This is a genomic window from Nostoc sp., from assembly GCF_036917195.1.
Lineage (GTDB): Bacteria > Cyanobacteriota > Cyanobacteriia > Cyanobacteriales > Nostocaceae > Nostoc.
In genome coordinates this window covers 149,178-174,979 of record NZ_JBALDG010000073.1, presented here as the reverse complement: position 1 = coordinate 174,979, position 25,802 = coordinate 149,178, and the positions used below count along the sequence as shown (strand labels likewise).

27 protein-coding genes and 1 pseudogene are annotated in these 25,802 nt (G+C 40.2%); 20 read left to right on the top strand and 8 right to left on the bottom strand.

What is annotated here, in order from left to right; genetic code table 11:
• Nucleotides 1-323 precede the first annotated feature (323 nt).
• Complete coding sequence (locus V7K40_RS24800) at nucleotides 324-548, top strand: hypothetical protein (protein ID WP_334964438.1); 225 nt, start codon at nucleotides 324-326, stop codon at nucleotides 546-548.
• A 62-nt stretch (nucleotides 549-610) separates the two neighbouring features.
• Nucleotides 611-781, top strand: coding sequence for a hypothetical protein (locus tag V7K40_RS24795; protein ID WP_334964436.1), 171 nt, complete (start codon nucleotides 611-613; stop codon nucleotides 779-781).
• A gap of 1,201 nt (nucleotides 782-1,982) precedes the next feature.
• Here the strand turns inward: V7K40_RS24795 and apcD are convergent.
• Nucleotides 1,983-2,468: an allophycocyanin subunit alpha-B gene (apcD, locus tag V7K40_RS24790; RefSeq protein WP_273767312.1), complete on the bottom strand. Its 486-nt coding sequence runs from the start codon at nucleotides 2,466-2,468 to the stop codon at nucleotides 1,983-1,985.
• A gap of 294 nt (nucleotides 2,469-2,762) precedes the next feature.
• Here apcD and rlmD point away from each other — a divergent pair, with 294 nt between their 5' ends.
• Both rlmD and V7K40_RS24780 read left to right on the top strand, forming a co-directional pair.
• A complete protein-coding gene (gene rlmD, locus V7K40_RS24785; protein ID WP_334964623.1) occupies nucleotides 2,763-4,169 on the top strand; it encodes a 23S rRNA (uracil(1939)-C(5))-methyltransferase RlmD in 1,407 nt (468 codons plus the stop codon).
• Nucleotides 4,170-4,559: 390 nt separating this feature from the next.
• Nucleotides 4,560-5,009 carry an anti-sigma regulatory factor gene (locus V7K40_RS24780; RefSeq protein WP_298911492.1) on the top strand — a complete coding sequence of 150 codons (450 nt, stop codon included), beginning with the start codon at nucleotides 4,560-4,562 and terminating at the stop codon, nucleotides 5,007-5,009.
• Nucleotides 5,010-5,073: 64 nt separating this feature from the next.
• Here the strand turns inward: V7K40_RS24780 and V7K40_RS24775 are convergent, their stop codons facing one another.
• A complete protein-coding gene (locus tag V7K40_RS24775) occupies nucleotides 5,074-5,352 on the bottom strand; it encodes a DUF6439 family protein (RefSeq protein ID WP_334964434.1) in 279 nt (92 codons plus the stop codon).
• 177 nt (nucleotides 5,353-5,529) lie between these two features.
• Between V7K40_RS24775 and V7K40_RS24770 the strand changes: the two genes are divergently transcribed.
• The 3 genes and pseudogenes from V7K40_RS24770 to V7K40_RS24760 form a co-directional block, all read left to right on the top strand.
• On the top strand, nucleotides 5,530-5,892 hold the full coding sequence (locus V7K40_RS24770; RefSeq protein ID WP_334964432.1) for a hypothetical protein: 363 nt from the start codon (nucleotides 5,530-5,532) through the stop codon (nucleotides 5,890-5,892).
• 2 nt (nucleotides 5,893-5,894) lie between these two features.
• Entirely contained in the window at nucleotides 5,895-7,286 is a 1,392-nt protein-coding gene (gene asnS / locus V7K40_RS24765) for an asparagine--tRNA ligase (RefSeq protein ID WP_334964430.1), read from the top strand.
• 213 nt (nucleotides 7,287-7,499) lie between these two features.
• Nucleotides 7,500-8,038, top strand: a pseudogene (locus tag V7K40_RS24760) (transposase); the annotation flags it as partial.
• A 1-nt stretch (nucleotide 8,039) separates the two neighbouring features.
• On the opposite strand, the gene V7K40_RS24755 reads toward V7K40_RS24760, so the two are convergent.
• From V7K40_RS24755 to V7K40_RS24745, 3 genes are all read right to left on the bottom strand, one after another.
• Nucleotides 8,040-8,288 (bottom strand): 4-Cys prefix domain-containing protein, encoded by a 249-nt coding sequence (locus tag V7K40_RS24755; RefSeq protein ID WP_334964428.1) that lies wholly within the window; start codon nucleotides 8,286-8,288, stop codon nucleotides 8,040-8,042.
• Nucleotides 8,289-9,069: 781 nt separating this feature from the next.
• Nucleotides 9,070-9,747: a response regulator transcription factor gene (locus V7K40_RS24750; protein ID WP_273767301.1), complete on the bottom strand. Its 678-nt coding sequence runs from the start codon at nucleotides 9,745-9,747 to the stop codon at nucleotides 9,070-9,072.
• Nucleotides 9,748-10,074: 327 nt separating this feature from the next.
• Nucleotides 10,075-10,329 (bottom strand): hypothetical protein, encoded by a 255-nt coding sequence (locus tag V7K40_RS24745; protein WP_334964426.1) that lies wholly within the window; start codon nucleotides 10,327-10,329, stop codon nucleotides 10,075-10,077.
• Between the two features lie 469 nt (nucleotides 10,330-10,798).
• Here V7K40_RS24745 and groES point away from each other — a divergent pair, with 469 nt between their 5' ends.
• The 4 genes from groES (at nucleotide 10,799) to V7K40_RS24725 (ending at nucleotide 16,151) form a co-directional block, all read left to right on the top strand.
• On the top strand, nucleotides 10,799-11,110 hold the full coding sequence (gene groES, locus V7K40_RS24740; RefSeq protein WP_190729978.1) for a co-chaperone GroES: 312 nt from the start codon (nucleotides 10,799-10,801) through the stop codon (nucleotides 11,108-11,110).
• Between the two features lie 165 nt (nucleotides 11,111-11,275).
• Nucleotides 11,276-12,910: a chaperonin GroEL gene (gene groL / locus V7K40_RS24735; RefSeq protein WP_334964424.1), complete on the top strand. Its 1,635-nt coding sequence runs from the start codon at nucleotides 11,276-11,278 to the stop codon at nucleotides 12,908-12,910.
• Between the two features lie 100 nt (nucleotides 12,911-13,010).
• Nucleotides 13,011-13,445 carry a hypothetical protein gene (locus tag V7K40_RS24730; protein WP_334964422.1) on the top strand — a complete coding sequence of 145 codons (435 nt, stop codon included), beginning with the start codon at nucleotides 13,011-13,013 and terminating at the stop codon, nucleotides 13,443-13,445.
• Between the two features lie 12 nt (nucleotides 13,446-13,457).
• Nucleotides 13,458-16,151, top strand: coding sequence for an AAA family ATPase (locus V7K40_RS24725; RefSeq protein WP_334964420.1), 2,694 nt, complete (start codon nucleotides 13,458-13,460; stop codon nucleotides 16,149-16,151).
• Between the two features lie 108 nt (nucleotides 16,152-16,259).
• Here V7K40_RS24725 and V7K40_RS24720 read toward each other — a convergent pair whose 3' ends face one another.
• On the bottom strand, nucleotides 16,260-16,490 hold the full coding sequence (locus V7K40_RS24720) for a DUF1902 domain-containing protein (RefSeq protein ID WP_334964419.1): 231 nt from the start codon (nucleotides 16,488-16,490) through the stop codon (nucleotides 16,260-16,262).
• Between the two features lie 247 nt (nucleotides 16,491-16,737).
• Here V7K40_RS24720 and V7K40_RS24715 point away from each other — a divergent pair, with 247 nt between their 5' ends.
• The 9 genes from V7K40_RS24715 (at nucleotide 16,738) to V7K40_RS24675 (ending at nucleotide 23,077) form a co-directional block, all read left to right on the top strand.
• Nucleotides 16,738-17,676: a radical SAM protein gene (locus V7K40_RS24715; RefSeq protein ID WP_334964418.1), complete on the top strand. Its 939-nt coding sequence runs from the start codon at nucleotides 16,738-16,740 to the stop codon at nucleotides 17,674-17,676.
• On the top strand, nucleotides 17,669-18,058 hold the full coding sequence (locus tag V7K40_RS24710) for a hypothetical protein (RefSeq protein ID WP_334964417.1): 390 nt from the start codon (nucleotides 17,669-17,671) through the stop codon (nucleotides 18,056-18,058). Before V7K40_RS24715 ends, V7K40_RS24710 begins: the two co-directional genes overlap by 8 nt.
• Nucleotides 18,059-18,181: 123 nt before the next feature.
• Complete coding sequence (locus V7K40_RS24705; protein ID WP_334964416.1) at nucleotides 18,182-18,949, top strand: hypothetical protein; 768 nt, start codon at nucleotides 18,182-18,184, stop codon at nucleotides 18,947-18,949.
• Between the two features lie 77 nt (nucleotides 18,950-19,026).
• Nucleotides 19,027-19,866 (top strand): urease accessory protein UreD, encoded by an 840-nt coding sequence (locus V7K40_RS24700; RefSeq protein WP_334964414.1) that lies wholly within the window; start codon nucleotides 19,027-19,029, stop codon nucleotides 19,864-19,866.
• Nucleotides 19,867-19,905: 39 nt separating this feature from the next.
• On the top strand, nucleotides 19,906-20,208 hold the full coding sequence (gene ureA / locus V7K40_RS24695) for an urease subunit gamma (RefSeq protein WP_334964411.1): 303 nt from the start codon (nucleotides 19,906-19,908) through the stop codon (nucleotides 20,206-20,208).
• A 21-nt stretch (nucleotides 20,209-20,229) separates the two neighbouring features.
• Nucleotides 20,230-20,535 carry an urease subunit beta gene (locus V7K40_RS24690; RefSeq protein WP_334964409.1) on the top strand — a complete coding sequence of 102 codons (306 nt, stop codon included), beginning with the start codon at nucleotides 20,230-20,232 and terminating at the stop codon, nucleotides 20,533-20,535.
• Between the two features lie 132 nt (nucleotides 20,536-20,667).
• Nucleotides 20,668-22,383 (top strand): urease subunit alpha, encoded by a 1,716-nt coding sequence (gene ureC / locus V7K40_RS24685; RefSeq protein WP_334964407.1) that lies wholly within the window; start codon nucleotides 20,668-20,670, stop codon nucleotides 22,381-22,383.
• A gap of 113 nt (nucleotides 22,384-22,496) precedes the next feature.
• Entirely contained in the window at nucleotides 22,497-22,706 is a 210-nt protein-coding gene (locus V7K40_RS24680; RefSeq protein WP_334964405.1) for a hypothetical protein, read from the top strand.
• Nucleotides 22,706-23,077, top strand: coding sequence for a type II toxin-antitoxin system VapC family toxin (locus V7K40_RS24675; RefSeq protein ID WP_334964403.1), 372 nt, complete (start codon nucleotides 22,706-22,708; stop codon nucleotides 23,075-23,077). Before V7K40_RS24680 ends, V7K40_RS24675 begins: the two co-directional genes overlap by 1 nt.
• Here V7K40_RS24675 and V7K40_RS24670 read toward each other — a convergent pair.
• A complete protein-coding gene (locus V7K40_RS24670; protein ID WP_334964401.1) occupies nucleotides 23,049-23,219 on the bottom strand; it encodes a hypothetical protein in 171 nt (56 codons plus the stop codon). The two genes, V7K40_RS24675 and V7K40_RS24670, sit on opposite strands and share 29 nt — an antisense overlap.
• A gap of 27 nt (nucleotides 23,220-23,246) precedes the next feature.
• The gene (locus V7K40_RS24665) at nucleotides 23,247-25,574 is read right to left on the bottom strand and encodes an NACHT domain-containing NTPase (RefSeq protein WP_334964399.1); all 2,328 of its coding nucleotides are present in this window, start codon (nucleotides 25,572-25,574) and stop codon (nucleotides 23,247-23,249) included.
• Nucleotides 25,575-25,802 lie beyond the last annotated feature (228 nt).

Below are 25,802 nucleotides of genomic sequence, written 5' to 3'. Positions count from 1 at the left end.
ACTGGTAATTGTACTGCTATCTGCAAAGTAATAAAAGTTTCTTTTCTTGTAACATGCATAAGTGATTTCCAGATGATGAAAATGGCTATCAATCTGTCAAATGACCCATTATAAAGCAGAAAAATCAGAGGATGCGATCACAAGTTTTGATGCCCTGGAATCTAATTAAATTGTTGGAATTTCATTGTGCTGAAGTGACTCCACCAACAGCAGACTGAATTACTAAATAGCTCTTGGAGAAAGGATTCTGGGAATTTTTTTGCCAGACTGCTCATTTTGATCAGCAAAGTAAACTTACTAACCTAATTGAGAGGATTTGAATCATGGCTAGACTTACCGTTCCACCGAATTTCATTGGCACCCCTGGTTTGGACACTTTAATCGGAGAACAGTTAAATGTATCTCTAGCAATAGGTATCGATATTTTAACTGGAGATTTGATTTATACGCTTTCAGGAAAGGACAACATTAAGGGCACGGGTGCTACCAGCATCGGCGACTTGAATCAGGGTGGAATGGAACTGGCATCGCTAACAGTGGCAGTCTGAATACAGAGAACGGAGAAGATGCGATCGCTGGTACTGGTACTGGCGGCAATGGCGGCGAGATATTGGAGGGCAAAGCTCGTGATGGCGTTGGTGGAACTGGGACAGGCATCGCTAACAGTGGCATTCTAAATGCAGGGGATGGAGAAGACACGCTCATAGTTCTGACAAGCTTACCGGACAGGCTACAGCAACAATTGGTGGTACTGCCTATGCCATTTATGGACAAGGAATAATTGATACTGGCAATGGCAATGACGAAATTATTGCCACCAGTATCCTAAATGGAGTTCAACAGAAAGTTACTATCGGTGGCGGCATCAAGATTGCTCTAGGCAGTGATGATGACTACTTCAAAGGATTCGGTGCTGCGAAGGTTGATGGTGGGGACGGTTTTGACACCCTTGATCTGAAAGCTTTCAATCGCTCTCAACTGAGCGTATCTGGTGTTATTTCTGGCAATCCCCTTAAAAGTGCCAACATTACTTTTAATAACAATGGAAACTCCATTAGCTTATCTACCACTGGCTTTGAGAAATTTATCTTTGCAGATAGCTCTTTCTGCTACAGTACTTTGGTAAATGGGGCATAGGTTTGTTAACTATTTCGCCTTATATCCCTGTATGGAGAATGTCACTTCCTCATCTCGTGTTTTAACCCCTGAGTGTCTAATAAGTGTAATTTGCTCTTAATCTGAAAAAGCATCTACCAGCGTATATATTCTTAGCTCCAAACTTGCATAGATTTACTGTAACTCAGGGATTACTCGCCTATATGCAGTTTAGCTGTAACAATAAAGTGACGAAAATCACACGGATCTATGATTAGGATCGTCTCCCTACGCTTGTGAAGTAGGCATAATTAATGACAACTGAACTCTAGCCGAGTCATTAATAGGGAACACACTTAATTGCCGACAGCCTTAATCAAAGACTGTCGGTTTTTTATGTCCGTATATCCTTCATCCTTTGAGAAATACCCCATAAATATACCTATTGAACAAGAATTCACCTATTCTGAATACAAGAGCAAAGCCGGGAACTCCGAAAGCTGCGGTCAGAATCAAAATGCCAAGGGACTCACTTTTTCGTGTCGCTATCAGTGGGAGATTCAGACCCACCATTAAGAAAGTTGACTACCATATCTATGATTTAGTGGGGGTCTCAAACCCCATTTATTCATCCTCCAAGGGACTTGCTACCGCTGCGGTATCCGCTTTTTCGATCAGAATTCATCGCTTTATTCTGACTCCTGAATTCTTTCTTGATAAAATTTCCCCACAACTGGTTGGTAACTTGACAAAGATTTTGCCAGAGCCACTACCAAATGTGGGGAAGGTATGATCAAATTGGGGATCTTATGCCTATCGAGTGCTAATGTTTTGCACTCACTTTAGTAGACCAGAAGTATACTCCTAGAACTAGCACACACTTTGTATTAAGACATCGCTTGAATGATGTAATCAAAGTAGGGTGCTGCTTGGGCAGTGTCTTCCGCACTCAGTAAGCTAAGGGAAGCTGTTTTGAGAGAATTGATCGCTTCTACCATTCCAGGCACGGGAACGCCCAATGAATTGTACATTTCCCGCACGCCTATCAAACCGATTTTTTCAATTGGCTCTTTGTCGCCGGCAAGCACACCATAAGTAATTAGACGTAAGTACCAACCAAAATCACGGATACATAGAGAACGCTGGCGTTCTCCATAAGCATTACCTCCGGGGGAGATAAAATCAGGACGCTTCTGCCAAAGTTGTTTGGTTGCTTCCTGAACTATCTTTTTTTCGTTTTCGGCTAAGGTAGCCGCAATCCGCGTCCGTTGTACGCCGGTTTGCAAAAAGTCTTTGATATTTTTAAGTTCGCCACTGCTGGGATAACGCAGTTCGTCGTCGGCTTTGAGAATAACTTGGCTAATTACAGTCATGATTATTGAAATCACCTGAAATATTATCTGTTAGTTTAGCGAGTCGGAGGTACACAAGTGAAGGGATAGGAGCTACTTATGTATTGAATTTATCTGTTTGGGGAGATGAGGGAGGTGAGGAAGCAGGGAAACAGGGAGCAAAGAGCAGGGGGAAAGAGGTAGTTTATATCATTCTCCCCCTTGGAACAGCACCCTGCTCCTCTGCTTCTTACCAATGCCCCATGACGCCACTTGCTCCACTTGGGGAGACCTCAAGACCGCAGTGGCTCCCCCATGCCCATATACTAAAAACTAATAACTAAAATGATTTGGCAACAGGGTGAATTAATTGAAGTGACGATCGCTAACCTGAGTGATACAGGCGATGGTGTAGGACGCGCTGATGAGCGTGTAGTCTTTGTCCCAAATACTGTACCAGGCGATCGCGCCATTGTCCGCTTAGTACACGTTAAACCCAAATTTGCCCACGGGAAGCTCCAGCAGCTATTGTCACCATCTCCCCACCGGATTCGACCTAGTTGTATTGTGGCGGATAAGTGCGGTGGTTGCCAGTGGCAGCAGATTAATTATGATTACCAGCTAGCAGTCAAGCAAAATCAAGTTATCCAAGCTTTGGAACGCATTGGCGGTTTTGTCCAACCACCGGTAGATCCGGTACTTGCCCCCCCTTCTGCTTTAAACTACCGTAATAAATCTACATATCCTCTGGGCACATCGGCAACAGGACAGGTACAAGCTGGTTACTACCAAAAAGGTAGTCACCAATTAATTAATTTAAATCAATGCCCAGTCCAAGACACGCGATTAAATCCCTTACTTGCCGAAGTTAAGCAGGATATTCAACAACGGGGTTGGCAAATTTATGACGAACAGCGTCACCTTGGACAAATTCGCCATCTCGGTTTACGCATTGGCCGACATACTGGAGAAATGTTGCTGACTTTAGTGGTGAAGAACTGGAATTTATCAGGAATTGAAACCCAAGCCCAAGAATGGTTAAAGCGCTATCCCCAGTTAGTGGGAGTGTCGCTCAATCGCAACTCTGATCGCACAAATGCTATCTTTGGATCAGAAACCCGTTGCATCGCTGGAGTCCCACACCTGCGTGAAAATTTTGCTGGATTGGAATTTCAAGTGCGCCCAGATACATTTTTCCAAGTTTATACAGAAACAGCAGAGGCACTATTGCAGGTAATTCAATCAGAACTCAATCTTCAAGGGCATGAGTTGCTAGTTGATGCCTACTGTGGTATTGGGACTTTAACTTTACCCCTCGCCAAAAAAGTACGTATTGCTACAGGATTAGAAGTGCAACCAGCAGCAGTGGAACAAGCTATTTTGAATGCCCAGCGTAACGGAATTGATAATGTGACATTCAAAGTCGGGGCAGTAGAGAAATTGCTGCCAAAAATGGGCACAATACCAGAAGTAATAATACTCGATCCGCCACGTAAGGGGTGCGATCGGGCTGTCATCGACACTTTACGGCAACTGAAACCATCTCGGATCGTTTACGTCAGCTGTAAAGTAGCCACCCTCGCCCGCGACCTGAAATTACTTTGTCAAGATGGGCAATATATGATTACACGGGTACAACCTGCTGATTTTTTTCCTCAAACGGCTCATGTTGAAGCTGCCGCCTTTCTTGCGCTATCAAATTTGTACAAAGATAGTAATTCCTTTACAAAAACTGAAATTTGAAATTTTTAGTCTAGTGCATACTAAAGATGCTAAAATTGAATTAAGCTAAAAATAGAAATTCATTTTGTTTAAATAAATTCAAGTTGCATAGCCTCTTAAAAATATGAATTGGATTGTGTAAATTACAAATCGGCAATTAATTAGAGTATGCCAATACTCTGTCAAATTACTAGCATCTTTTTAAGTTGCTTAATTCATTATCAAAATTATTCCAGCCGTTTTATATGTAAACAATCCCAACTCATACTATAAAGCTAATGCTCCCTAGCATTTTCAAAATTTAGTTTTAAAGACGCAAGTTTGAAGGCAGCATGACCACCTCAAGTTTTATCAGGGTGCCTGTAATAGCAAACTGATGTCTAGCTAACTGAAAGCTATGGGGTTTCTCTTGTGATTACTATTTCACTCCGTCCAGTTGGACGTTATTGGGGCACTATTAGTTTTGCCTCAACCCTCTACCTTTGTCCAATATTAGATTTACTGTTGGCAGAAATCCCAGCAAAATTACAAGCAGAACTGCGGCTAGGACTTCAAGAAGCCTTAGTAAACGCAGCTAAACATGGCAATAATCTTGATCCAAGTAAAACAGTTGTAGTCCGTTTTTCCTTAATAGATAATCAATATTGGTGGATAATATCAGACCAGGGTAGCGGCTTTACTCCTTCATCTACTAGTGATGAGGAGCCAACAGACTATTTACCACCAGATGAATCAGAAAGTGGTCGTGGTTTATGTCTTCTGCATCAAATTTTTGATCAGGTAGAGTGGAACCGCAAAGGCACAGAATTGAGGCTTTGTAAACAAATGGAAAATCGTCCCCGTTTATCTCTGCGACGGTAGCTTATTTAAGAGTTATGAGTCAAGAGTTAAAAATTTAAAACTTTTAACTCCTGACTCCTAATTTTTAAGTTTTTCCGTGAGTTGGACAGGGAGGCGCAGAAATAGAGCGATCTAACCAACCAACTGCTTGTTCTAATCTGGCTTGAGCTTCTTGTGGCTGATTCTTTAAAAGATACACAATAGCTGCTGCCACTTGTTCATTAGCGCGGGAATTGCGGTTAGACTTGAGGCGATGCCAATCGTTAGGGGAGATGCTCAGTCTTTCCATCAAGGCTTGAGCTAGTTCCAGAGTAGTAAGTTCATTCAGTTGACTGGTTTTCGGCAGCTGTGTAGATTGGGACATAATTATGAGTGCTGTTAGCGATAGCGGGGCGTTTAGCCCGTGCTGTTAGCGGATAGCTATGGTTTAGCCTGTGCTGTACATGGATAGCGGGACGTTTAGCCCGTGCTGAGTCAAAACTCATAGTTTTAATTTTGACTATTGGCAGACTCGCATTTAATCTTAGTTTACTACTTGTACATGAAGCCGTCTAAACAATCACAGCCATCAGGGGAAAATCCACAACCAGATTTTGAACAAGAATTAGAGGAAGTAGAGCGATCGCTCCTATCCTTAAAAGAGCGTTATGATCAAGTGCAAAGCGATCGCCAACAACAGGCACAATGGCAACAGCACCGCGATCAACTGAAGCACAATAAATCTCAGACACCAGAAATCAAAGCAGAGTTACGGCAAATTCAACAGCAGTTGGAAATGCTAGAACTAAACTTAGAAAGCCAGTTATTTTCTTGGCGTAGCCTCAAAAAACCTTTCTGGCAAGTCGTCCGCTTTGGTGGAATGGGCGTTATCATAGGCTGGATATTAAAGTCTTATGCTGGATAAATATGGTAAATCGACGGATTGCAGAAATATTGCGAAGTGGTCAACCTGATGAGTCTCTCCAAATTCAAGGCTGGGTGCGGACGAAACGCGAGTCCAAAGGGTTTGCTTTTATTGAAGTCAATGACGGCTCATCACTAGCTAATTTGCAAGTCGTGATTAATCAGGATTTGCCAGATTATGAAGCTATATTAAAAAAATTGAATACAGGTGCTGCTGTTGAGGCGAGAGGGGTACTAGTGACTTCTCTTGGTAAAGGACAACGGATTGAGTTGAAAGCCGAGACAGTAAAAGTTTACGGAGAAGCTGATCCCGATACATATCCCCTGCAAAAGAAACGCCATTCCTTTGAGTTTCTGCGAACCATTGGACATTTGCGATCGCGGACTAATTCTTTTGGTGCAGTTTTCCGCGTCAGAAATGCTTGTTCTACAGCAATTCACCAATTTTTCCAAGAAAGAGACTTTTTGTGGGTACACACCCCGGTTATCACTGCTAGCGATTGCGAAGGTGCAGGTGAACTTTTTAGTGTTACCAGTTTGGATTTAAAGAATATTCCCCGCACAGAAAATCAAGCAGTAGATTACAGCCAAGACTTTTTTGCTAAACCCACATATTTAACAGTTAGCGGTCAGTTGGAAGCGGAAGTGATGGCGATGGCGTTTTCTAACGTCTACACCTTTGGCCCTACCTTTCGTGCAGAAAATTCCAACACCTCCCGCCACTTAGCAGAATTTTGGATGGTTGAGCCAGAAATGGCTTTTTGTGACCTAGAAGGCGATATGGATTTAGCTGAGGCGTTTCTCAAACACATTTTTAAATATGTGTTGGAAACTTGTCCAGAAGATATGGAGTTTTTTAATGAACGCATTGATAAATCTGTATTGGTAACAGCCGAAAATATTATTAATAATCAGTTTGAACGTTTAACTTATACAGAAGCCATCAAAGTTTTAGAAAAAGCCGATGTGAAATTTGAATATCCTGTGAGTTGGGGTTTAGACTTACAATCAGAACACGAACGCTACCTAGCTGAACAATTATTTAAAAAGCCTGCGATCGTTACAGATTATCCAGCGCAAATCAAAGCTTTTTATATGCGCTTAAGCGACGATGAAAAAACCGTCCGCGCAATGGATATTCTCGCACCGAAAATTGGCGAAATTGTCGGTGGTTCCCAGCGCGAAGAACGTTTAGAAATCTTAGAACGCCGTGTGTTAGCGCAAGGATTAAAGCCAGAAGATTTGTGGTGGTATCTTGATTTGCGTCGTTATGGTACTGTTCCTCATGCGGGTTTTGGGTTGGGTTTTGAACGACTTGTGCAATTCATAACGGGTATGGGAAATATTCGTGATGTGATTCCCTTTCCGCGTACACCACAAAATGCTGAGTTTTAGTTAGAGAATTTGAAAACCAGGCGATTATAAATTGCATCTACACAAACCAAGTCCATCTGCGCGGACTAATAAAAACTTTGAAACCCGCGAATGCAGGTTTTGCTTGTATAGTCGCGTATTTTATAAAGCGATTAGCGGGACTTGAACAAAAAACAAAGCAAAAACAGGGTATAATGCTTTACCAGCAAAGCCTTCACATCAAAGTAAGCCCAAATGAAAGAGACAACCCCCGCAGCCATGCCACCATGCTTTGAAAAATAGTGTCAACGGTTTGATAATGTGTTTACTCATAAAGCTCAAAAAAGAGAGTTTAGACATTATTTAGGGGGATTATTGGGAGAAAGTGAGAGAAAAAATCTATTTCAGATTGCTGAGAATGCTATAGGGGTAAATTACCACCAGATACATCACTTTTTAACCGAAGCACCTTGGTCTGATTCCAAGATCAATGAACGTCGGTTAGAAATAATGGAAAAGTGTAGTCAGACCAGAATTAGTCGAAGATTTAGCTTAATAATTGATGATTCCGGGCAGAGAAAAAGTGCGGAGCCGGAGACGCTCCGCCTCCGGGTAATTTTACTGCTGGCGTGGGAAGGCAATACATAGGAGAAGTTGGTAAAACAGGTAATGGAATAGTAGTAGTAACAACTCATTTATATGATGGATGAAAAAGCTTACCATTAGATATAGAGTTATATCAACACGCCAGTTCTTTACCAGATGGTAAACAAGACTCAGAATTTGAGAAAAAAACTATTTGCTGCTTATAAAGCGAGCTTGGGTTTTATTTGGGCTTAATTTTTGTCTAAGTCCCGTTAAGACTTTAGTTTTCCCACACTTGTCAATTTCAAAAGTGTTACCAAAGCCACCTTGTCCTAGTTGTTTGAGTACCCGATAGCGACCTTGCAACAGTATTTCTGATCCACAGTTACGGCAAATAAGGTTATTTGCATTCACTGAGTCAACAGGTTTTGGACAATGGGGATTTATACAATAGGTCATTACACAGAAGTAAATATCCTAAAGAATTAACTTTTATTTATATCTAAACAGAGGGCTAAATCTTTAAGGTTCTAGTAATAGAGTTCCCTAAAACTCTGAAAAAGTAACGTATAATATTTAGAACACGTAGCTGCAATAATATTTATTATATACAAAAGAAATTAGGGGTACAACAATTGTTGTACCCCTACAGATTGGTTATATTCAATCTGATGGAAAACCGCTATAAAATAACAATCAACCTCGTAACTACCTGATTATGAGCAATTTTTCACATTTACTACATTTAGATTAATGGCTTGCCAAGGCAAATAGTTTCTTGTTTGCTTGCGTAGGATAAGTAAAGCTAGTGTTAAAAGAAATCGTTCAAAGCAAAACCCTCATCCAAGAAGTCAAGTAGGAAGCTAGAATGGCAATTTTGAATAAATAAGTAAAATCTAATACTGGTATTTTAGATAATAGACGCACCTAAACTTGTATCCAGATTCGTATTCCTAAAGACTTGCATGAGGAACCAGTCATTTCACGACTGGTTTCTCATATGGGATCACAATAATTATTGCTGATGCTCAGGTAAGCACAAACGTGCTACAACATAGTTGCTTCCATCTACAACTGCGAGGTACTGTTTCCCAGATTGAAAGCGCCTTAACTTACCTGGATGAGTTGGATTTAGAAGTTTTGGACCAATCCAGTCCTGAAGAAGATGGGTGGTAATCAATTTTTGATTTCGGATTTTGGATTTTAGATTTATAATCCAAAATCCAAAATCTAAGATCGGCTATGCCATTTGATTTTCAATCGCCCACCGCGCTAGTTCAGTGCGGTTGTGTAGATTGGTTTTGCCCAACATATTGGACACATGGCTTTCAACTGTACGCTGACTAACATTAAGTTCTTCAGCAATTTCCCGGTTAGCTAAACCCCTAGCGACAAACTGGACTACTTTCAGTTCGGTTGGGGTTAATTGCACATCGAAGGGAACCTGGATGCGGGAACTGTTTTCGCCTCCTTTTGCTTGGTGTTCTTTCCAACGGATAGTTTGTTTCAGCGAAGATTCAACTTGTGCTACGAGTTCTTCTGGTTCAAAGGGTTTGACCATATAAACATCAGCACCTTTATTTAAACCCTTAACTCGGTCTGCACTTTGTCCCTTAGCTGAAAGGAAAAGAACCGGAATCCAGCTGGTGCGTTCGTTTTGCCGGACTTGTTCCACAAAAGTATATCCGTCCATTTCCGGCATCATCACGTCGCAGATAATCATGTCTGGAACATCTTGCTCTAAAATTTCCAGAGCTTCACGTCCATTTTCGGCGGTGATGACTTCGTATCCCCGGAATTCCAAGTAATCCTTCACCAGCAAGATGAGGTTAGGGTCATCATCAATCAATAGAAGTCGTTTGTGATCTTTCATGCTGGGCTCTTTCATAGCAGTGGCACTTGTCGCGCTTCGGTCCATCAAAGTCTTGAATATTTATCCTCTATGGTGGGTTATTCGAGATGTGTCCTTTTTCCTACTTAACTTGCCTTTACTGTCTCGAAGTCTCAAAAATGCCGAGCACTTTCAATAGACTAGTAGCTCGATAGCAAAAGTCCAGCAAGGATACGTATAGCAGTAGTATCTATAATGCGCTATTATATATCGCTTTGAAAGGGGCGGGGTAAAAAACACTGATTAAATAATAATCTTTCTGACTTACAAGTAAGTATTGGCTTAAAGATGACCCTACCTCAAAACCAACCCGCACTTTCTTAAAGCTTACTGCTATAACATATCCTTTGGTTGTTAAGCCTCTATGAGGTGTTCACAAGAAACTAAGGAAGTTTCTGGCAAAGGATGGGTTGAAAATGCATATTCTTCTACCACCTTATTGCCTATTAAGTGTTCTCGGATGAGCCGCAGGGGAATTTCAGGGTTTGCTTGGCAATACCAGGCCCCATCGGGATAAACCACCATTATGAGTCCAGAACAACAAACGCGCAAGCAGTTGGCTTTAGTTCTGAAGACAGACGCAAATGGGATAACTTTGTTGCGGCTCATCAAGTTTTAACTCTTTAAGTCGCTTTTTGAAGTATTCCCAGGATTCCAGACTAGCTCGTTTTGAGCAGCAGTTAGCAATTGTCTGGTCAGCGCAAATAAAAATGTGTCGCTGAATTTTTGCAAGTCCTAAAGTTTCTACACAATTACTCAGGGCTTGATGTTCGACAGACTTAGTGGTTTTGGGGATTTGATGGCTAGACTGGATCACTGTATTGTTACTTATCGAGTGGCTCCCTGATTACAGTTCTATAACAATTTCCAAGCTTTGCAAATAAAGTTGACCAGATAAAAATATTCGTAACTTACGGAACGGAACCTAAAAACTAGAAATAATTAAGCATTTATACTTAAGTACCTTAATGATCTTCTAGTTCGGGAACCCGTACTCAAGGAATTCTTGCCATTGGACGCCACTTTTCGGTAGATTAGCACTCAGGAGTTGAGAGTGCTAAACTCTGGAGGAAATAATATGGCTGCTTTATCTTTAAGCGTTTCTACAGTTAAACCTTTGAGCGATCGCGTTTTCGTAAAAGTGAACGCCTCTGAGGAAAAGACCGCAGGTGGTTTGTATTTGCCTGATACCGCCAAGGAAAAGCCCCAGGTAGGGGAAGTAGTCGCCCTTGGTCCTGGCAAGCGTAACGATGACGGTAGCCGTCAGGAATTGGAAATTAAAGTCGGTGATAAGGTGCTGTACTCGAAGTACGCTGGCACCGACATCAAGCTCGGCACCGAAGAATATGTACTGCTTTCTGAAAAAGATATTTTAGCAGTCGTTGTCTAATGGGTTATGAGGGCTATGGGTTATCAGGTATAGGTTATGGCGTATGGGAACAATCCCCAATCCCCATTACCCCTTATCCCTAGAAGGAACCCCAAGTTCCCCAATCCCCAATCCTTAATACCCAATTCAAGAAAAAATTGACCTAATCCCTGGATTTAGACACCTATGGCAAAGCGCATTATCTACAACGAAAACGCCCGTCGCGCTCTAGAACGAGGCATTGACATCCTGGCTGAGTCTGTAGCTGTTACCCTTGGCCCCAAAGGTCGTAACGTAGTTCTAGAAAAGAAATTTGGCGCACCGCAAATTGTCAATGACGGTGTAACCATTGCCAAAGAAATCGAATTAGAAGACCACATTGAAAACACTGGCGTAGCTTTGATTCGTCAAGCTGCTTCTAAGACCAACGATGCTGCGGGCGATGGCACCACCACTGCCACCGTTTTAGCTCATGCGATCGTCAAAGAAGGCTTGCGGAACGTTGCAGCTGGTGCTAATGCAATTTCGCTGAAGCGTGGTATTGACAAAGCTACCAGCTTCCTCGTAGAAAAAATTGCTGAACACGCCCGTCCAGTGGAAGATTCCAAAGCCATTGCCCAAGTTGGTGCGATCTCGGCTGGTAATGACGAAGAAGTCGGTCAGATGATTGCTCAAGCAATGGACAAGGTGGGCAAAGAAGGCGTAATTTCCCTAGAAGAAGGGAAATCTATGTTCACCGAGTTAGAAATTACTGAAGGGATGCGTTTTGACAAAGGCTACATCTCTCCTTATTTCGCTACCGACGCTGAACGGATGGAAGCGGTTTTTGATGAGCCTTTCCTACTGCTGACCGATAAGAAAATCGCTCTAGTACAAGACCTTGTACCAGTGTTGGAGCAAGTTGCTCGTGCTGGTCGTCCTTTGGTGATTATCGCTGAAGATATTGAAAAAGAAGCTTTGGCAACCTTAGTAGTAAACCGTTTGCGCGGTGTACTCAACGTGGCTGCTGTTAAGGCTCCTGGCTTTGGCGATCGCCGCAAAGCACTGCTAGAAGACATCGCTGTTTTAACTGGTGGTCAACTAGTTACCGAAGATGCCGGTCTGAAGCTAGACAATACCAAGCTGGATAGCTTGGGTAAAGCTCGCCGCGTCACCATAACCAAGGACAGCACCACAATTGTTGCCGAAGGTAACGAAGCTGCTGTTAAGGCTCGTGTCGAACAGATTCGTCGTCAAATCGATGAAACCGAATCTTCCTACGACAAAGAGAAACTGCAAGAGCGTCTTGCTAAACTCTCTGGTGGTGTAGCTGTGGTGAAAGTGGGTGCAGCTACCGAAACCGAAATGAAAGACAAGAAACTGCGCCTAGAAGACGCTATCAACGCTACCAAAGCTGCTGTGGAAGAAGGTATCGTTCCTGGCGGTGGTACAACTCTGGCTCACCTCGCTCCTGATTTGGAAACTTGGGCGAAGGAAAATCTTAAGGATGAAGAGTTGATTGGTGCTTTGATTGTGGTTCGCGCCTTACCTGCACCTCTGAAGCGGATTGCTGAAAACGCTGGTCAGAATGGTGCTGTGATCGCTGAACGCGTGAAAGAGAAAGAATTTAGTGTTGGCTACAACGCTGCAACAAACGAATTCGTTGATTTGTTAGCCGCTGGTATTGTTGACCCTGCTAAAGTGACTCGTTCTGCTCTGCAAAACGCTGCTTCTATCGCTGGTATGGTGTTGACAACCGAATGTATCATAGTTGACAAGCCTGAGCCTAAGGATGGTGCTCCTGCTGGCGCTGGCGCTGGCGGCGGAGACTTCGATTACTAATACTTTGTAGTGACCTGTTTGTAAAAATAGCTGCTTCCTTTGCGGAAGCGGCTATTTTTTTGTGTCAAGATTCAGGTGTTTAAAACGAGAAAATAACAAAATGGAAGATTACCAAGCTGCTTATATGCACCGTCACCTTGATACTGAAACACTATGTCAATCTGGAAGGAAAGTAGCAGCTATGCACTTTGGAGGTGTAAGCATTGAGTGTTTATTAAAAGCAATGATTTTTGCTACCTTACCAAAGGGTGTAACTCAGGAATGGAAGACAGATTCTACTAATCCTGGGCATACTATTACTAATCCGGGACATAGTTACATAGAAGCATTAAATCGGCACAATCGACTTAAATCTAGAATTGCTAATTTTCCTGAAGTGCGAAAATGGCTCGATGAAGTTGAAAATCCAAATAGCCAAAATTTTATAGATATGCGTTATTCTGGCCTTGAGCTTGATGATGAAAGTTATAAACGCTGGTTAAAAGCTTATCGGAGTCTCAACGGGTGGTTACAGAAGCAAATTACTCAACTTTAAAGAGGTGGTCAAATGCAAGAAAATTGGCAGGTTTTGCTAAAGCAGGAAATTACAAATCAATATGTGCATAATTCACAAGAATGGGTTGATTTAAATATTTCTACATCAGGTTTATTGAATTTGACTATTGTAAGCGATCGCTTTATTAATTTATCTATTTCTCAGAGGAAAGAACAAACTTTTAACTTACTTAAATCACAAGTTCCTCATTTATCTCCTGGATTTATTTCCTTATATACGCCTCAAGAAGCAGATTCACTAAATCTTTCAGCACCGCAGGCTTTTAATACAGCTTCAGTACAAACTTGGCAAGATTTAGCAATTCAAGCAGCAAATCCGCAAAATCAACCTCAACTTCCGCAGCGTGAACCCAGTTTACCCAGAACCGTAACCTTTTATTCCTTTAAAGGAGGAGTAGGTAGAACTACTGCATTAACCCATGTTGCCTCAATTTTGGCAGTGCGTGGTCTTAAAGTCGTAGCTGTGGATTTAGATTTAGAAGCACCTGGGTTGAGTACAGCATTCAACCTCAAGCCGCAACCAAAATATGGAATAGTTGACTATTTTTATGAGCGTTCCTACTTACCAGAAGACGTAGAACCAAGTATTTCAATTGCTGAAATATTTGGTGAAGTGAAAATATCTAACGCCACAGGAAGATTATTTATTGTTCCTGCTGGTTGTCTTAATCTTGATTATGTCTCCAAAGTTGATGATCTTCATGCTACTACTATTATTGATGGAAATCAAAGTCTTTGGTCGGTTTTCAAACGTGAAATTTATGAACAATTAAAACCTGATATTATCTTAATTGATTCGAGAACTGGAATCAATCAATGGGGAGCTTTATCATTAATTCAAGCAGCTGACGAAGCAATTGTATTTCTTTTTCCTAACGAACAAAATAAACAAGGAATAGAACTGCTAATACAATCCCTGCAATGGGTAAAAAATTTATCAATTAATTTTGTTTTTTCTCCTGTTCCTGATATTACTGAGATTGGTTTGTCGAAAGTAAAAAAAATTTGGTACTCATTACTTAACAGATTAAATACGGTAATAAATGAAAACTATGAAACAGATGAAGATGAGCCAGATTTAGATAATTCTCAAACTCCAATAGAAAAACTTTTAGTAGTCCCTTATCTTTTGCCAATTGCTTTGGCTGATAGCTATCCTGTACAAGGTATGCAAGATTACTACACAAAAATTGCTAACTTAATTGATGAAAAAACTGATGAACTCAAACGTAGTAATGTTTTAAATACAATAGATCATCGGTGGAATATTATTGAAAGTCTGCAATTTCCTGAAGTAAATGCTGCTGATCCAAGACAAGATTTGAATCTACTATTTCAGCGTACTACTGATTTTGAAAGATTTTTAGACGATACAACCTGCCTAATTAGAGGGCGAAAAGGCACAGGAAAAACTGCACTTTATTGGCTTTTTCTAAAACACAAAAGTGTTGCTCAAAAACTAGCTCATGGACGGTTAGATAACACTGTATTTTTGTCAGCACATGGTAGATTTCAGGAAAGTCGCCCATCTCGTGATGAATTTCAAATCATCCATCAAACTTTACAAAAAAATAGAGGCACATGGGAAGCTTTCTGGAGAGCTTATTTACTACTTAGATGTCATCAGGAAAATTTGTTTAACTTTCCTAAAGGAAAGAAAAGTGCAAAGTATAGTGAATTGAGAAAAATTATTAATAATTTACCTAAAGAAAGATGGCAGTCTGAATCTACTCAAGTTTTGTTAGAATTATCTACTAACTCTGAACTACGGCTCATAGTCAAAGATGCCATAGATATTCTGCTTAATGAAGAAGCCAAAAATACTTCTCAAAAACTGTGGTTTCTTTACGATGATTTAGATGAAGATTTTCCGGAAGTAGGAGGAATAAGACAGCAAGCACTCACTGGATTATTTCAATTAGTGCAATCTTGTGATGCTAACAGATTAACAGAAATTAGATTTAAAATCTTCTTAAGAGAAGATATATGGAATCGTTTAAGTTTTGACAATAAAAGTCATTTTACTGGACGGGATATTATCTTACAGTGGACTAGGATTGATTTTTTACGATTAGCACTTCGTCAAGCAATACAATCTGAAGATTTTAAGAATTTGGTTGACCGTATTTCTCCTGTCGCTTTTGAAAGTATTGATCAAGCTACAGAAGAGGCAATTGATAAAGCTTTAGAATTACTGTGGGGAAGTCGTCGCCGAGGTGGAAATAGAGCTAAAAATGTATCTCGATGGGTTTATGAACGATTAACAGACTCAAGTAGCACTACTTTTCCTCGGAGTTTAAGTATATTACTGAAAGGAGCAAAAGAACAAGAACTAAGCTATAAGGGACAATCATCAAGCAAATTTCGTACAGACCGTCTACTTCAAGGAAAATCTTTAGAATTTGGTTTGAAAAAAGCATCAGAAAAGCGGTGTGAAGAAATTAAAGAGGAATACCCTGATTTGACTAAATTTTTTGATTCTCTTAAGGGTAAATTGGCCTTCTTATCTAAAGAACAGTTACAAACAGTATGGCAAGAGTCAGCACATGATATAGCAGACTTTGAAGAATTTGCTTCTTTTTTAAGTGAAATTGGCATTATTGAATGGCGCGAAAAAGAGAAACGCTATAAGGTTGCTGATATCTATGTATATGGTTTTGCAATGGATCGCAGAGGCGCAGTATAAGAACAAATTTCATGATTTCCTGCGGCTTGATGAAAAACAAAGCCAAAGGTTTTTAAGATTTTGATAATCTGTCTGTAGCTAAACCCAGCTAGCCGTCCCATGAATTGACTACTGACCTACAACTAAAAGATAGTTAAATTGTTCAGCTATTGGTTGCAAATAATCTAGTTCTTGATCCTGAGATTGTGCTTCTAATAACTTACGCGCTACATCACGGGCAATTTCTAAAGTTTCAGCAACAGTTCGTCCTTGAGCTACTAAACCTTGAAGTTCATCAGATGTTGCTAAATAAACGCCTTCAGGTAATTTCTCAATGTGGATGTTTAGCAATCTTTCCATTTTTGTAGGCAGTTATTACGTTTTGACCACTTTCGTTTCTATCGTATCGCTTTTCGGAACTACAGCGATCGCACGCATGATATTCTACCTTTACATAAAAACCTATGAGCCAAATTAATCCTGAAACAACTCCCTTACATACCTTAAACCCACTCAACCGATTTTCTGACAGAGCATTTAAAAATAAAAATGGGAATCATAATAAGTAGGGTGCGTTAATTCACTCTGAATAAATATCAGGATTCATATGGTAAAACCAAAATATGAAGGTTATTGCGAATGCACTCCTACCAAATTAGTCCGAGAAAAGTTTGGAGATGTCAATGTTTTTGCACAAAATGCTAAATCACTCTTAACAAAAGCTACTGGTTTTATTGGTGATTATGATTTTACTCTGAATCCTTACAGGGGATGTCAATACGGTTGTAGTTATTGCTATGCTGCTGCTTTTACCCCTAATGCTAAAATGCGCCAAGACTGGGGTAAATGGGTAATTTTTAAAGAAAATGCTGCTGAAATTTTAGCGAAGGAATTAAAAAAATGGTATGAAAAAAATCCCCAGATTCCTCCTAGTATATACATGAGTAGTGTTACTGATCCTTATCAACCACTTGAGTCTAAACATCAGCTGACTCGTCGGTTGTTGGATGTAATGCTTGATGTGAGTATTGACGGTTATCCAACTCCAACTTTGGTTATTCAAACTCGTAGCCCAATTATTACTAGAGATATTGATTATTTACAACGATTTAAGCGATTGCGAATTAATATGAGCATTCCTACTGGTAGCGAATTAGTGAGAAAAGATTTTGAACCGCGATCGCCTAGTATTAAAGCCAGATTAAATGCTATCACTAAAATTAAACAAAGTATTGATTATTTCAAAGGTTTTCTTCCCAAAATTTCTATCACTATTACCCCTCTACTTCCTACTTTACCAACTGATGAAGCTGCTTTTATTGACAAACTAGCCATCGCCGATAGAGTTGTAATTCAAGCTTTTCATCCTAGCCAGAGTCGTTCTCTTATGGCATCAACTCGCCAAGAAGCTGAAGAAATTAAGCAAAAATACGCTTGGTGGTATGAGGATGAGAAATTAAGCTATATGAAATTTAAGGAAAAGTTAGTTTATCAGCTTCCAGGTGTAGAAATTATGGAAGGTAAAGAGGGATTTGGTTATGAATAACTTTATCGTAAATTGGTGGCGAAGTCAGCAGTTAAAATTATCTTTAAAACGTGGGGATATTCGACGTGCAGTCCAACTATTGCAAGAGATTCAAAAATCAGGTGCAACATTCTCATGGTTAGAAAAACTATTTAGGGATAAACTTCAACTTGAACGTTATTCCCAAGAATACAAACGACAAACAGAAACTTTAAGTAAACAACTGACAGCATCCCAGCAAAAAGCTAATCTCATATTGATGCCAGATGAGGAATTTGTTAAATATATCTATAAAATTTTTAATTTAATAGAACACGATGAATATAAGCTGCAATCTACTGGTATTGATGAAGGAATATTTGATGATTTTGAATCAACGCTAGTTGAATATCTCAAAGAATAATTTAGTAAGATTCCTGACAAACAGTTATTTATTAAACTAGAAGACGCTTTAGAGGATATTAATAACTTAAAAATTGGACAAGACCCAGACTACCGTTTTAGTTTAACTCCTCATGTCTACTTTATGAAGTATTTTTTAGAAAACGTATATTGTATATATTTAGCTTGGTTTCTCATTTACCAGGAGGCTTTACTACCAAGTAAGGTTAATATCCTTGATATTGCAGCAGGTCCAGGAACAGTTGCTTATGGTTTAGCTTTATTTCTCCAAAGTAGTAGCGGTTTTTTTGATATACTACAAATGCACATATCCTATTACTCTTTAGAAAAACAAGATGCCTTCCAGTTTCGGGGACTTCAGTTTTGGCGACGATATATAGAGTCGCGCTTAACCGTAGTAAATGCTTATTTCCGTTTTGTTACTACTGATATTTTTAATTGGAAAACTCAATCGAATAATCTACCCAAAGACTTTTTCGACTTTATCGTAATTTCCCACTGCTTCTTTGCAGATCCAGTCAAGAGGGTTGAAGCTAATAATACTTACAAGCAAATATTTGTCAGTAGCTTAAAAAATTCAGGTTATGTTCTGCTAATTGTACAAGATAAAAAGTTATTCAAAGTTTACGATGTTCACCAAGTTGAAAACCAAGAGCAGGAAGAAAATGTAGTGCATAAATTTCTGGCAGAACTTGGATTAGAATTAGTTTGGTATAAATATCTAACTTCAACAGGTTCAAGAACATCTTTACCCGTTGCTGAATTTGCTAAGTTTGCTAAAGAAAAATTACCTAAACAACTATATATAAGTCCAATACTCCAACAGTATTTGGGTCAAAAGCATCAGTCACACTATATATTAGATGATTATGTAATATTGGCGAGAAAATAGTCATAAATTGCAGGTAAAGCAGCAGAGAATGTATTAAATAAATATAAGGTATGTGAACTTTAACCTTGAATTTATAAATGACCTGCAATCCGCAAGCAGCAAAAGGTTGGCATGGCAAACTTAATTTAGTCTATGCTGATCGCCAGGGTAAAACACAATTAATTTACAATCACCAACAAGCGCCCCTGAAAGTACAACGCCCATTTTATCCAGAAGGGGAAAAAGTTTGTCATAGCGTAATTTTACATACAGCTGGGGGAATGGTGGGAGGCGATCGCTTATCCTCTAATATCCACCTCCAAGCCCAAGCCCAAGCTTTAATCACCACAGCGGCTGCAAGCAAGATATATCGCAGCAATGGCTTACAAGCTAGACAAACCATCCAAATGCAAGCTGATGCTGGTGCTTGTTTAGAATGGTTGCCGCAAGAGACAATTTTATTTAACGGTGCGATTTATCGGCAAGATTTACGGGTAGAATTAGCAACCGGGGCAAGTTGGTTAGGCTGGGAAATTACCCGATTTGGTCGCAGTGCTAGAGGAGAGAAATTCTTGCAAGGGGAATGGCGATCGCATACCGAAATTTGGCAAGAAGGTATTCCTTTATGGATTGATCGGCAATACTTACCGGGTAGCGAAGATATTTTTCACAGTCCTCACGGCTTGGCTGGAAAACCAATAGTAGGTAGTCTCCTTTGGGTTGGTGGTGCAGTTTCAGCAGAAATCCTCGAAAAAACGCGAGATTTATGGGATGGGGAAGGAGAAGCGGGTGTTACGAGGTTACAACATGGATTATTGTGTCGATATCGCGGTTCTTCCACATCTGAGGTGAGAAACTGGTTTATTAATGTTTGGCAGCTGCTGCGAGTTTCTTTTTTGAATCGTGGTAATTGTATACCAAGAGTGTGGCAGGTTTGAACGAACCGCAGAGGCGCAGAGAACACAGAGGAGGTAAGAATGCAATTGACGCCGCAAGAAAAAGATAAGCTCTTAATTTTTACTGCTGCTTTATTAGCAGAAAGACGTAAAGGAAGAGGTTTAAAACTGAATTATCCCGAAGCGATCGCTTATATTTCTGCTGCGATTTTAGAAGGTGCCAGAGATGGACAAACTGTAGCTGAATTGATGAGTTATGGTACAACACTATTAACGCGGGATGATGTCATGGAAGGGATATCAGAAATGGTGCATGAAGTGCAGGTTGAAGCAACTTTTACTGATGGCACAAAGTTAGTTACAGTACATAATCCAATTCGTTAAATTTGGAATTTTTAATTTATTATGATTCCTGGCGAAATTTTCACACCAGCAGGTGAAATTGAACTAAACGTTGGTCGTCCAACTATAAAATTACAAGTGTCAAATACAGGCGATCGCCCCATACAAATCGGTTCCCATTATCACTTTTATGAAGTCAACGCTGCCTTAAATTTTGACCGAGAACAAGCGCGAGGAATGCGCCTCGATATCCCCGCAGGCACTGCAATCCGCTTTGAACCAGGCGACGAAAAAGAAGTCGTATTAGTTTCTTTAGTTGGAACTCGCAAAGTCTACGGCTTCAATGCCAAAATTAACGGTTCTCTGTAGCTATGAAAATGGAGTGGTACAATGAACCGCCTGTTTGGGAAGTGAAAGATGAAGCGATCGCTATCACTTGAAGGGAATGGTTTCCGGATGAGGTTTGAAAAATTCCAAATTCGCAGTTTGTGAGGAATAGTTATGAGTTACAGAATGGATCGCCGCGCCTACGCCGAAACTTATGGGCCGACAGTAGGCGATCACATCCGACTTGCAGACACAGAATTATTTATTGAAGTTGAACAAGATTTCACCACCTACGGCGATGAAGTGAAATTTGGCGGCGGTAAAGTCATCAGAGACGGAATGGGACAATCCCCAATTTCTAACGCTGATGGTGCTGTAGATTTAGTAATTACTAATGCCTTAATTCTCGATTGGTGGGGTATTGTCAAAGCAGATATTGGCGTTAAAGATGGCAAGATTTTCAAAATTGGTAAAGCCGGAAATCCTTATATTCAAGACAATATAGATATTATTATCGGCCCCGGAACTGAAGCCTTAGCAGGTGAAGGAATGATTCTCACTGCTGGCGGCATCGATGCCCATATTCATTTTATTTGTCCCCAACAAATTGAAGTGGCGATCGCTTCTGGGATTACCACAATGATCGGCGGTGGTACTGGCCCAGCTACAGGTACAAATGCAACTACCTGCACCCCCGGCCCTTGGAATATTTACCGAATGCTACAAGCTGCTGATGCTTTTCCCGTCAACTTAGGATTTTTGGGTAAAGGTAACGCTAGTCAACCCCAAGGACTTGTAGAACAACTAGCCGCCGGTGCAATGGGGTTAAAACTACATGAAGATTGGGGAACCACACCCGCAGCAATTGATACTTGCCTCAGTGTTGCCGATGAATATGATGTACAAGTAGCGATTCATACTGATACCCTGAACGAAGCCGGATTTGTCGAAGATACGATCGCAGCTTTTAAGAATCGTACCATCCACACCTACCACACTGAAGGCGCAGGCGGCGGACACGCACCAGATATCATCAAAGTTTGCGGCCAAGCCAATGTTCTGCCATCTTCTACCAATCCCACACGTCCTTACACCCTCAACACTTTAGACGAACACCTGGATATGTTGATGGTATGCCATCACCTCGATCCAGCGATCGCTGAAGATGTCGCTTTTGCCGAGTCCCGCATCCGCCGAGAAACCATTGCTGCTGAAGACATTTTGCACGACTTAGGTGCATTTAGCATGATTTCTTCCGACTCCCAGGCAATGGGAAGGGTAGGTGAAGTGATAATTCGCACCTGGCAGACATCTCACAAAATGAAGGTGCAACGCGGAACTCTTAACTTGCAAGGAACGGAGCAAAAAGCAGACAACTTTAGGGCAAAAAGATATGTTGCTAAGTATACGATTAATCCGGCGATCGCTCATGGAATTGCTCAATATGTGGGTTCAGTGGAAGAGGGAAAATTAGCAGATTTATGTTTGTGGCGATCGGCGTTTTTTGGGGTGAAACCAGAGATAGTCATTAAAGGCGGAATGATTGCATGGTCACAAATGGGCGATGCCAACGCCAGTATTCCCACACCGCAACCAGTGCATATGCGACCGATGTTTGGTAGTTTTGCAGGGGCGCGTCATACCACATCATTAACTTTTGTTTCGCAAGCAGCTTTCGAGAAAGAAATTCCTAGCCAGCTAGGTTTACAAAAGTCAGCAGTTGCAGTTTCTGGAACACGCCAATTGAGTAAGCGGGATATGAAGCTGAATGATGCACTACCCCACATTGAAGTTGATCCAGAAACCTATGAAGTCAGGGCAGATGGTGAGTTGCTGATTTGTGAACCTGCGACAGTTTTACCAATGGCACAGAGGTACTTTTTGTTTTAATTCATGACCGAGCAACTTATCGCTTTTAAGGACGAGAGTAATATTGTCCTGATAAATTTTTTGTTTTGGAGTTACGATCAAATAGTTAAACATTGCATCTGATGTAGAAAATTATGCTACCTTTTAAGAAAAAAATTGTGACTGATGAAGCGATGTGTCCGGTAGCAGTGTTGATTGATTATCAGGACTGGCAGCAAATTGAGAAGATATTAGAAGCTTATCAATCACAACAAAAACAAAAGTTTAATTTAAACCAGTATGCGGGCGTAATTCAACTAACTCAAGACCCTTTGGAATATCAGCAGCAAATTAGGGATGAGTAGTGTTGACACAACCTTTGATTTTTTTAGATACAAATGTTGTTTTGTATTTTTTGGGTGGTCGCTTGGTAAATCCACTACTATCAGGACAATATATTATTTCAGTGATTACTGAGATTGAATTGCTCTCTTATCCGAGTCTCAGTTTAGAAGAAGAAACACAAATTATTGATTTTTTAAATAAAATTACAATCATTGGTATTGATAGTAATATTAAAAATTTAACAATTGCATTTCGCAAACAATACAAACTCAGGCTTCCTGACGCAATAATTGTAGCAACTGCAAAATCTCTAAATGCAACATTGTTTACAAATGATATAAGATTGGTTAATTTAACAGAAATTAATACTCAGTCAGTGCAAATTGTGTAATGGGTGCGATCGCTATTCCTTCCCCAGCAGAATTCCAGCAAGTTTTGGATAATCTCACGTCTGGAGAATGAGCGATCGCCTGCTTTGCGCTGAGGATGTATGCCTTATTTCTCCTGAGCGCACAGCTCCTCTTACTCACCATATAAAAATCTCTTTATTTTTCCAAATTTTAATTTTTAATTTTTAATTCACTTATTGGTAATAGCAAACTATTTTCAATTTCCTGCCTGACTTCACAGCTAACATAACAATCGCTCTCTAGACAATCCATCAGCAGTACATTTGCATCGTAATACTGGAATAATGATTCCTGTTGTGCCTCGCTTAACTGCCAGTCATGACAAATATTACGATAATTAGAAACTACAAGCTTTATTTGTTTACACCAATGATCTCTATTTTCTTTCCACCATTTCTGAAATTGTTCTTCGCTCTGATTAGGGTTTGGCAACTCATTCTTAAGTTGGTTAATTACTAGAATTAACTCCATTTTATTTTCATAAGAAAGTATTTCCTTAATATCACTAAAAATACTATTATTAGGAGAAAAATAAGCATAATTCTCATATGCAAGCAAATCATAGTAAGCCTTATCAAGACCACTAGAGTTTTCATAAATTAAGTAATGGTTATGAATGCCAATTATTCCAAAATAATCGGCTAATTCAATATGTTCATCATTTTCTAAAAAATCAAAGTTATAAATAAGCTCTAAACATAGATAAAAAACTCGGATAACCACTAATTCATCGTGACACACAACAGACAGAGATTTTTTGTGAAGCCATATTAAAAACTGTTGCAACTTCTCATCCTTAGCCAGTAAGTTATCAATTTCTCGCTTCATCAAGAATACCAATTTATCAGCATTTCGCATCATACCGACGGTAAGCAAAAACACTTCTCTCCAGCGTTTTTCAGTGATGTGAGTCGCTAAATTTTCCCAAGCAGAATTAGCAACAATCTCCCTAGCAGTAAAATATTCTTGAAAAGTTAGATGTGAAAAGGAATAGATACCCTTTGCCCGTTCTACTAGTAGCCCATGTTGTGCTTCAATCGCCTTCAAAACACCTTCGCTGTCTAGTTCCAATTCTTTTAGCTCAGTACGAGCATCACGTAAGTTACGAATGAAGTCAGCAATGTATGCTTCAACCGTTTTTTGCTTAAAGAAATAATCTTTCTGCTCAAAGCTAGTAAGGGCAATTTGACTCAGCAAATCTTCCTTACGGTGCTGCGATAGGTTTTTATAAACTTGATCGCGCTCAATGTTGCGTTTGGCATCCCATTTTTTTAGCAATACATCCAAGCCTTCTTTATAAAGCTCAGAACGATTTGCTGGAAAATCTGCGCTTTCCCCAAACACCAAACACAGCAGCGTTAACAATAATGGATTGGTTGCTAATTCTTGAATTGGTTCGTTATCTTGCAGCTTGTGGATGAATCTTTCAGCTTTTACGGGGTCGCTTAACCGAAACCAGTTTTCGGCAAAAATGGCGATTTGCTTTTGGTCAAAATCTGCCATTTCCACCTCAGTAAATCGTTCAAAGGTGTATTCTTTGGCAGCAATTCGACAGGTAATCATGAACTGATTAGTATGAAACTGCTCAGAAAGATCCAGAATTTGTCGTAAGACACGCTTCGTATCCTCTTCACGAACTTCATCCAACCCATCTAGTAACACTAATGTCTTACCTTCTTTCAATAATTGATCTGCTCTAAAATTGGCATTATTCACTCCACAACTTGATAATTGTTGAGCAATATATTTCAATACATCTGGCTGTTTAGGCGCTTCTGCAAAGTCCTTGAGGGAGATAAATAAGGGAACTCGGTTTGTCAAATATTGCCCCTCAATGCACTGCATCGCCAAATACTTCAAAAATGTGGTCTTACCTGCTCCGGGTTTTCCCAAAACCATTAGCTTACTGTAGCGTTGCACCACTTCCAGTCCCGATACTTGCTTCTCTATTACTCGGCTGAGTCCAAAGTGATCAAAGTATTCTGGATCGCAGTTTTGCAACAGTTCAGGGATATCCAGTCGCCTGCGTCCTGTGATTTTCTCCAGAATGTTGACGTTGGTATAGATGCCTCGCTCTCCGGTTAATTCAATTGGCTGGGGCATATCCAGCACCCGCATAGTTCCACACTTTTCTTTAACGCTGAGTTTCACCTTCTCGCGGATTTCTTGAACTAGAACATCAATATCATCCTCTGCAAAATCAGCCGTTGAGTTATCAGAAGGTTTCTGCTGTGAATATCGCTTTTCGAGATACTCTCGCAAGCGGGATTCTTTCACAGGCCCACTACCACTAATACAGAATTTCTTGTAAATCCCCGTTAGACAACTACTGAGATTGCTATTAGAGATGTTGAACGTTTGTGTAACTTGACCTCGACTCCTGCCATTACCAAAGATTTCTAAAAAGACCGCCTTTTCTCGGTTTGATAATTCGCTGTATTGCTCTAGTTGTGTCAGGAAGTCCCTTGGTAACGACATATACCTAATGTGAAATTGCCTTAAAGTTCAGTTTAGCTTGCGTTTCCAGAGATTGGCGGCTAGTCAAGATATGTCAAGACAAGTCAATTTAAGTCACTACAAGTCAAATAAATAACCACAAAAGAAAATTGCGATATTGAACTCAGTCAAGCAACTGAGGCGATCGCAACGCAATGCTAGAAACATTAATCCCCCTAGTTATCAACAAGTCTATTGAAGTCATCCTAA